We start from the raw sequence: 8,342 nt of genomic DNA on the forward strand, positions 1-8,342 counted from the left end.
TAAGAAATGAAAAAATTCGTTATTCTATTAGGTGCATTATGTATTTCAATATGTACGTTTTTATTATTTTATGGAGATACAGCATATCAAAAGTGGCAAGATTATAATTTTCAATCTCAGGTAAAAAAAATAGTTCAAGATGGTGATAAATTAGAGTTAGCAAAAGATAGTAGTGTAAAATCTGGCTGGCTAAAGGATAAATATATTAAAGTTTATTATCCAAATTCGAGCACTGAACAGGCTGCTGAGATAAAAACTCGCTTAGATGTAGTTACTAAAGGATTGCAAGAGGGAAATTTAAATTTTGATAAAGATATTAAAGCGATAGAATTTTATGGAGTAGTTAATAAAGAGTCAGATTTTACTGCTGTAAAAGAAGTAAGTCTTAAAAAAGTTTTGTATAAGATTGAATCTAAGAAAATCTCATCTGCTGAAGAATCAATAGTTTCAAGTATTTATTTAGATAAAGATAATAACGAATTTACTTTATCTAGTTTATTTACTTCACCAGATGATGCTAAACAGAAATTTTTAGTTAGAATAAGACAACAATTAGCTGTTCAAGGAGCATCTGAAGAAGATATTAATAAAATTATCACAAAATTACGTGATAAAGATATGGCTACATGGAAATTTACATATAATAATTCTAAATTTAGCATAGCTGTGGAATCTAATACATCGGAGATTAATTCAGTAGATATTTCTATAAATGATTTGTACAAATATATTGATGAAACCTATTTAAAAGGAGAAGATTTAGAGAAATATAAAGTTTATATTAAGAAAAGAAGTAGAAAGGCTGTAGCATTAACGTTTGATGATGGTCCAAATCCTAATACAACACCTGTTGCTTTAGAGTTATTGAAGAAATATAATGCTAAGGGTACATTCTTTATGGTAGGAAAAGCAGTGGCTGGAAATGAAGAGATAATTAAGCAGGTTGTTGCTGAAGGGCATCAAATTGGGAATCATTCTTGGAGTCACCCATTATTAACGAAAATTAGTTTAGAACAAGCTAAAAGTCAGATTAATGATACTACTGAAGCTTTGAAAAAAGCAAGTGGTCAAGATGTACATATAATGAGACCACCATACGGAGGAATTAACGCAACTATCCAAGCTGCAGTGGATCAGTCGTTTATTTTGTGGGATGTTGACACTCTAGATTGGAAAAATCGTAATACTGCTTCTATAATGAAAGAAGTAAGAAAAGCACGTCCAGGTTCAATAATTTTAATGCATGATGTTCACCAAACATCAATTAATGCTTTACCTTCAGTGCTACAATACTTAACAGAACAAGGTTTTGAATTAGTGACGATTGATGAATTAATGGGAGATCAATTAGAGTTACATCAAAAATATACAAATAGAGAATAGAATAATAAGAAAGTTCAATGAGTAACTTCATTGAACTTTTCTTTTTTTTTAATGAAAGGACTCTAGGACTAGATTATTTATTTTTTAACTATTATGATGTAGAATAGAATTAAGAGAAGAAAATTAGTAAATTTTGCGAGGTTTATTTATGAGAGTTGAATTAGTTTCTGTCGGAACAGAGTTATTATTGGGTGATATTGTAAATACTAATACAGCATATTTATCAAAAGAATTAGCAGCACTAGGATTAGGGGTTTTTAGACAAACAACGGTCGGAGATAATCGAGAACGGTTGCTAAAAACTTTAGAGAGTGCATTTAATGAAAATGATACTGTTATAATAACTGGAGGTTTAGGGCCAACGGATGATGATATCACTAAAGAATGTGTAGCCGAATATTTTGGTCGCGATTTCTATTTTCATGAATATTCATGGGTGAAAATTATTGAGAGATTGACAAGAGCTGGTAGAAATGTAATTACAGAAAATAATAAAAAACAAGCTATGATTCCTGAGGGAGCTATAGTATTAGAGAATTTCTGTGGTACAGCTCCAGGAATAATAATTGAAGAAAATAATAAACGTATTATCTTAATGCCTGGTCCTCCAAGAGAAATGCGAGATATGTTTGAGAAAAGTGTTAAACCTTATTTAGAAAAATATAGTAAGAAACAATTTATTTCAAAATATGTAAGATTCTATGGTATTGGTGAATCACTTTTAGAAACAAAAATCAAAGATATAATGGATAGACAGACTAATCCTACATTAGCATTATATGCGAAAACGGGTGAGGTGCTATTAAGAATTACTGCGAGTGCTGAAGATAAATATGAATGTGAGGACATGATAAATGAACAACTGGAAGAAATAGAGAGTAGAGAAGGTGTAGGGGAATATATTTATTTAGTTGGGGATGAAGATGTCTCTAGTTCACAAACTGAATTGAATAGTGCAGTAGCTAATCTTCTTATTGAAAATAATTACACAATTTCTATAGCAGAGTCTCTAACTGGAGGTAAAATATCCTCTATGTTAGTAGAAAAAAGTGGAATTTCAGATTCATTATTAGAGGGAATAGTCTGTTATTCTAATAGGTCTAAAATAACTACATTAGGAGTAAAAGAAGAAACTTTAGAGAGATTTGGAGCTGTTAGTAAAGAGGTTGCTAGTGAGATGGCTCTAGGAATAGCAAAACGTTTAAATAGTGATTTTGCTATTGCTACAACTGGAATAGCTGGACCAAATAGTGATGAAAGTGGAAAGCCTGTTGGATTAGTTTATATAGCTGTATATGCTCAAGGAGATGTTTCTGTTAAAGAATGTTTATTCGTTGGAGATAGGGAGTTAATTCGCTATAGAGCAAGTGTAGAAGCGCTTAATGAGGTGCGAAAAAATATTTTGAAAAAACTATAGTTTTTGCTTGTAAAAAGTTAAACGATTATGTATAATGTATAATAATAAAAAAGATATTTAAGGAGATTTTTATGTATACAATGAACTTATCTAGTTTGGAGTCGCCGGATCCCAGGTACGGGCAAGATGATGAATATTCCCAGGACTTCAATACTGAAATAGACTATGAAGATGAAATTTTATCAGATTATGCTGATGAAAGTTATAATGAAATAGAGTTTTCTGCTCCAGAAGAGGAGTTTTTGGATTACTCTAATGAAATGTTCCTGTATAAGGAGTATTTGTATGATTTTGCAGATGATTACGAATATGATGAAGTTAGTATATCTAATGATCAAATAATGTTAGAAAATATAAGTGAAGCTTAAAAATAACATTAATAAAAAATTAGACCTATAAGTGATACGCTTATAGGTCAATTTTGTGATATTTAAATAAAAATTCTTATATCAGAAATTAAATAATAATATCTTGCGGAAATATTATATTATTTAATTTCATTTTAATGACATTATGTATAATTGTTTTTACTGAATATGGTATAATATAAATTAGAAAGAAAGGAGGAGAAATGTTGAAATATTGTAAAATTATAAGTTTTGGACTATTGTGTTTTAGTTTAACTATAACTACGAATACTGAAATAAAAGCAGATTATTTTACAGATTATAATACAACTGTAATGGATACAGTACTAAGGGATAATATATTTAATTTTGATTTATTCTCTAGAAGTAGAAGTTACTCTCTTCCTGTTATAAAAAATAATCTAATTCAGAGTAATATGGAAGAATTGGAGTATAGTGCTGAATTACTGAATTATAAAAAGAATTCACATAACTATCTAATTTTCTATTCACTTGATAATAATAATATTCCAAATGAAATGTTTAGAATACAATTAAAAAATAGTGGTGCTGGTAAAATAGTTGATAAAAGTTTACTAAAACTTTTTGTATCGAATAGTAGAATAATAATGAATGTTATGAGTTATGACATTGACAATAAAGGAAATATTGAAAATCTTGAATATTCTAAAACAAGTAAGGTATATTTTACTAAAAAGAATATCAATCTGGTTGTAACAGAAGGTAAAAAAGAGGTAGTAAATAGAACGATTGAACTAAGAAATGCACCAAAGGATGATAAGGTTTCAGTTTTACCATATGAAGTAGAGCAATATTATCGTCCTGATAAATACTATAGTTACACTAAAGCGAAAATATTAGTAGATGGTAAGGAAATTAGTTCGGAAAATTTAGAAGTGCCATATTTAGCTAAAAAAATAGAAGTGCAATTAACTCAGGATAAAGATTACTGGAATAATGTAAAAATAGAATATCCTTCGGAATTTAAGAAGAATAATAAAGAGTTTTTAATCAAACAGGGAGTATCGTTTGGCAACTTCATTAAAGAAAATGAAATTAAAGATATAATAGAAAAAGGTGAGAGCTATGAATTTTCTGGTTATTATCTAGATGACAAGGAAGTTTCAAATTCTCAAGTATTAGGAAATAATATAAAAATTGAAGCAAAATATAATACAAAAATATTATTAGATAACGGTATTACTAAGAAAGAAGTGACGTTGCTAACTGGTCAGAAACTAAGTGAAATAGATACTAAGTTCTTTGATAGAGAAAAATATCATGTTGATAGCTATACTATTATAGATGCAAAAGATAATTCTAAAATTAATGAAATTAAGGATTTATCTGAAGTTAGTATTGACAATAGTATTATAGTAAAAGCAAATTATAAAGAAAATGTTAATACTATTAAAATTCGACAAGATGATTATAATAAACGATTTGGTAAGGTTGATGATAGTATAAAAGATAAAGATATAGAGTGGCCTGAAACTAAAAAAATAGGGGATTTACTAGCAGAACTTCGTAAAAAAATTAAACCAAATTCAGGATATGAAGTACTATTTAGATCCAATAAGAAAGTAATCAGCGATGATGATTATATTACAGCAGAGACAGTTTTAGAGATTTACTTTAAAAAAGTGGATAGTGAGTGGGTTACTGTTAAGTTTGTAGGACGTGGTATTGATAAATTCTTGTCTGATGGTCAAGAGGTATTAGTAGGTTCTAGAATAGATAGTATGATTAATTTACCGACAGCTACTGGAGTTACAGAGCAAGAGTTCTTAGGTTGGCAGGCAAATAGCGATTATTTAATGGCTGGTGAAAACTCAGAAAATATCAGAGTTTCTAAAAACAAGCTATTGCAAACTAATGAATTAGGTGCTGTAGTTACAGAAAAAGGAAAAAATATTGAATTTACTGCAGTATATAGAAAGTTGTTTAATGTAGAATTTGAAAAAACTTTTGAAGGAAATATTAATCTTTCTAAAGGAACATCTAATGTTTTAAGAGTTGACGAATTTAATAATATTGGAGATGCTACAAAAAATAATAAAATAATAGTAGTACCTAAATCGGGTTACTCACTATCTCATTTTATTGCAAACAAAACAGTAAAAGTAAATATGGATAAAGGGACAAAAGAGATTTTTGTAGGTCAAAAAATTAAAGAAAATGATCTTTATAATATCGTTCCTACATCAGATTTAAAAATCACTCCGGTGTTTAAATTAAGTGTAATTCCGTCAACACTAGAAGAAATGATAGAAAACAATAAGATAAAAACTATTGATGATGCATTAGATCTAAAGTTTGAATCAACTGAAAATATTAAAAAAATATTAGGACCACTTTATTACTTAAGGTAGTATAAAAAGGCTTAGCGAAATGCTGAGCCTTTTTATAATTCAATTAGATTTTCTCTAAAAATTGTTCTACTTCTTTTTGTGTTTTAGCAAGTCTTGATACGAAACGACTAATTTCAATATTGTTTTTGTAACCCACAAAAGAAGGGATACCAAAAATATCAAGAGCTTGAGATATTTCTGGATAATCATCACGATTAACGTAGATGAATTTTATTTCTGGAAACTTACTCATCGTTTCCTCTAAATAACGATCAAGCATGATGCAATCAGGGCACCATATTGCAGAAAATACAAAAACAATTTTTTCATTTTCCTCTTTTAAAGTTTTAAATTGTTCTATAGAGTTTAATTTTTCTATATAGTTAAACATATAATCACCTCATTTATGGAAAAATTATATCATAAAAAGAAGTATTTATCATTAACAATGCTTTGAAGGTTTAACTGGAAAATATTGAAAGGTATTGAAAATCTTTGATAATAAGATGATTTTCAATTTCCGATTACAAATGTAAGCATATCTATTGAATTAAATTATTAAATGTTGCATAATATGAAATATAGAGATTAAGTCTAACTTAAGAAAAGATAAGGGAAATACTAATCTTTAATTGATAAAAGCTATACTATATTATAGAGGTGAAAACATGGCAAAACATTATGATTATATTGCAATTGGTGGAGGAAGCGGTGGAATAGCTTCAATTAACCGAGCTGCAATGTACGGTGTAAAAGGATTGTTAATCGAAGGTAATGAATTAGGAGGAACATGTGTAAACGTTGGATGTGTTCCTAAAAAAGTTATGTGGCATGCGTCACAAATATCTGAAAGTTTAAAGCTATACGCAAATGATTATGGATTTAATTTTGGAGATGTAGAATTTGATTTCTCAAAATTAGTAGGTAATCGTTCTGCATATATTGATAGAATTCATGGTTCTTATGAACGTGGATTAAACAATAATAAAGTAGATCTAGTAAGAGGATATGCTAAATTTGTAAATAAAAATACAGTTGAAGTTAATGGCGAACAATATACAGCTGATCACATTTTAATAGCGACTGGTGGACAACCAACTATCCCTAATGTTGAAGGAGCTGAGTTTGGTGTTACTTCTAATGAAGTATTCGCACTTAAACAATTACCAAAACGTATCGCTGTAGTTGGTGCAGGATATATCGCAGTTGAACTTGCAGGGGTATTCAACGGATTAGGTGTTGATACTCATCTATTTGTACGTCGTGATCGTCCGCTAAGAACTTTTGATAAAGATATAGTAGATACTTTAGTAAAAGTTATTAATGAAGAAGGTCCAACTCTTCACACAAATGCTATTCCTAAAAAAGTTGTAAAAAATGCTGATAATAGTGTCACTTTAGTACTTGAAGATGGACGTGAAACTACAGTTGACTTATTAATCTGGGCAATCGGTAGAAAACCATTATCTGAAAATCTTAACTTAGAAGCTGCAGGTGTGGAAGTAGATGAGCGTGGATTTATTCCAACAGACAAATACCAAAACACTAATGTAGAAGGAATTTATGCAGTTGGTGATGTAACAGGTCGACTTGCCTTAACTCCAGTTGCTGTTGCGGCAGGACGTAGATTATCAGAAAGGCTATTTAATAATAAACCTGAAGAGCACTTAGACTATACTAATGTAGCTACAGTAGTATTCTCACACCCAGCTATTGGTTCTATTGGATATACAGAAGAGCAAGCTATTAAAGAGTTTGGTGAAGAAAATATTAAAGTTTATAAATCATCATTCACCCCAATGTATTCTGCAATAACTAGTCATAGACAGCCATGTTTTATGAAACTAGTAACTCTTGGTGAAGACGAGAAAGTTATTGGATTACACGGAATTGGATATGGTGTTGATGAAATGATTCAAGGTTTTGCTGTAGCTATTAAAATGGGCGCAACAAAACGTGATTTTGATAACACGGTAGCAATTCACCCAACAGGTTCTGAAGAATTCGTAACAATGAGATAATTATATAAAAATAGAAGCAGGAAAATTCTAAAATTTTGATTTCTTTGGAGTCAATTTTATCGGGTTTTCCTGCTTATTTTATTTGACATTAATATTTAATAGGAGTATGCTGAACTTGGGAGGGGATTACTATGAAAAAATTATTAAAAACAGTAATTATTGGGATATTCACAGTATCTATATCAACGGGTTGTGTAAGATTTAGTAAAGAGAATCCAGAAAAAAATGTTACAAAAGAATCTTCTAATAAGGTATTTAAGGAATGGATTGGAGAAAAAGGAATAGACAGTATTAAAATTAGCTCAATAAAAAATAATGTTAAAGTCTATTATCATGATAATGAAACAATTCTAATAAAAGGAAATTTTAAGGGGAATTATAATTATTCTACAGAGAATAATTCACTTAATATTAATTCTACTGCGGAAGAATCAGATGATAATAGTCTAACTATATATCTTCCAAAAAAAGAATATAAAAGTATTAATATAGAAAATAAAGATGCAACTTCGAAAATATTTGATGTGAATGTTAAGAATTTAGTTGTTAACAGTAGTGATGAGATAGTTGTCGATGGAGCAGAAGTAGGAAATCTTAAATTATCTACTGATAATAAAAAGGTACAAATTACTAAGAATACTATAAAAAATGCAGTAATTGAAACTAAAAATAATGCAAAAATAATAGTAGATCAAACTAAAGTAAATTCTGTGAATATGGTAACAGATGGTGGTGATATATTTGCTAAGGCAGTGTCAAGATTTTTGTGTAAACACAATCTGATGTTTTAAATAAAGTTAAC

7 protein-coding genes are annotated in these 8,342 nt (G+C 29.2%); 6 read left to right on the forward strand and 1 reads right to left on the reverse strand.

The annotated features are described in order from the left end of the window. The first annotated feature begins 6 nt into the window (after positions 1-6). The 4 genes from ACO6OL_RS02540 to ACO6OL_RS02555 all read left to right on the forward strand — a co-directional run bounded on the left by ACO6OL_RS02540 (position 7) and on the right by ACO6OL_RS02555 (position 5,540). On the forward strand, positions 7-1,383 hold the full coding sequence (locus tag ACO6OL_RS02540; protein WP_314160124.1) for a polysaccharide deacetylase family protein: 1,377 nt from the start codon (positions 7-9) through the stop codon (positions 1,381-1,383). Positions 1,384-1,531: 148 nt separating this feature from the next. Then, positions 1,532-2,800 (forward strand): competence/damage-inducible protein A, encoded by a 1,269-nt coding sequence (locus ACO6OL_RS02545; RefSeq protein WP_485502008.1) that lies wholly within the window; start codon positions 1,532-1,534, stop codon positions 2,798-2,800. A gap of 71 nt (positions 2,801-2,871) precedes the next feature. Beyond that, the gene (locus ACO6OL_RS02550; RefSeq protein WP_314160122.1) at positions 2,872-3,168 is read left to right on the forward strand and encodes a DNA topoisomerase IV; all 297 of its coding nucleotides are present in this window, start codon (positions 2,872-2,874) and stop codon (positions 3,166-3,168) included. 203 nt (positions 3,169-3,371) lie between these two features. Then, the gene (locus ACO6OL_RS02555) at positions 3,372-5,540 is read left to right on the forward strand and encodes a hypothetical protein (RefSeq protein WP_485502009.1); all 2,169 of its coding nucleotides are present in this window, start codon (positions 3,372-3,374) and stop codon (positions 5,538-5,540) included. A 43-nt stretch (positions 5,541-5,583) separates the two neighbouring features. Here ACO6OL_RS02555 and ACO6OL_RS02560 read toward each other — a convergent pair whose 3' ends face one another. Beyond that, the gene (locus ACO6OL_RS02560) at positions 5,584-5,910 is read right to left on the reverse strand and encodes a thioredoxin family protein (protein WP_485502010.1); all 327 of its coding nucleotides are present in this window, start codon (positions 5,908-5,910) and stop codon (positions 5,584-5,586) included. A gap of 277 nt (positions 5,911-6,187) precedes the next feature. Here ACO6OL_RS02560 and gorA point away from each other — a divergent pair, with 277 nt between their 5' ends. After that, the gene (gene gorA, locus ACO6OL_RS02565; protein WP_485502011.1) at positions 6,188-7,540 is read left to right on the forward strand and encodes a glutathione-disulfide reductase; all 1,353 of its coding nucleotides are present in this window, start codon (positions 6,188-6,190) and stop codon (positions 7,538-7,540) included. Between the two features lie 131 nt (positions 7,541-7,671). Continuing rightward, positions 7,672-8,331, forward strand: a complete 660-nt coding sequence (locus ACO6OL_RS02570) for a DUF4097 family beta strand repeat-containing protein (protein WP_485502012.1) — start codon at positions 7,672-7,674, stop codon at positions 8,329-8,331. Positions 8,332-8,342 lie beyond the last annotated feature (11 nt).

It is taken from the genome of Gemella sp. (assembly GCF_057272915.1).

Excerpts from the sequence above, each read along its gene's own strand:
- ACO6OL_RS02540 (WP_314160124.1), top strand. The coding sequence starts at position 7 with ATGAAAAAATTCGTTATTCTATTAGGTGCATTATGTATTTCAATATGT.
- ACO6OL_RS02545 (WP_485502008.1), top strand. The coding sequence starts at position 1,532 with ATGAGAGTTGAATTAGTTTCTGTCGGAACAGAGTTATTATTGGGTGAT.
- ACO6OL_RS02550 (WP_314160122.1), top strand. The coding sequence starts at position 2,872 with ATGTATACAATGAACTTATCTAGTTTGGAGTCGCCGGATCCCAGGTAC.
- ACO6OL_RS02555 (WP_485502009.1), top strand. The coding sequence starts at position 3,372 with ATGTTGAAATATTGTAAAATTATAAGTTTTGGACTATTGTGTTTTAGT.
- ACO6OL_RS02560 (WP_485502010.1), bottom strand. The coding sequence starts at position 5,910 with ATGTTTAACTATATAGAAAAATTAAACTCTATAGAACAATTTAAAACT.
- gorA (WP_485502011.1), top strand. The coding sequence starts at position 6,188 with ATGGCAAAACATTATGATTATATTGCAATTGGTGGAGGAAGCGGTGGA.
- ACO6OL_RS02570 (WP_485502012.1), top strand. The coding sequence starts at position 7,672 with ATGAAAAAATTATTAAAAACAGTAATTATTGGGATATTCACAGTATCT.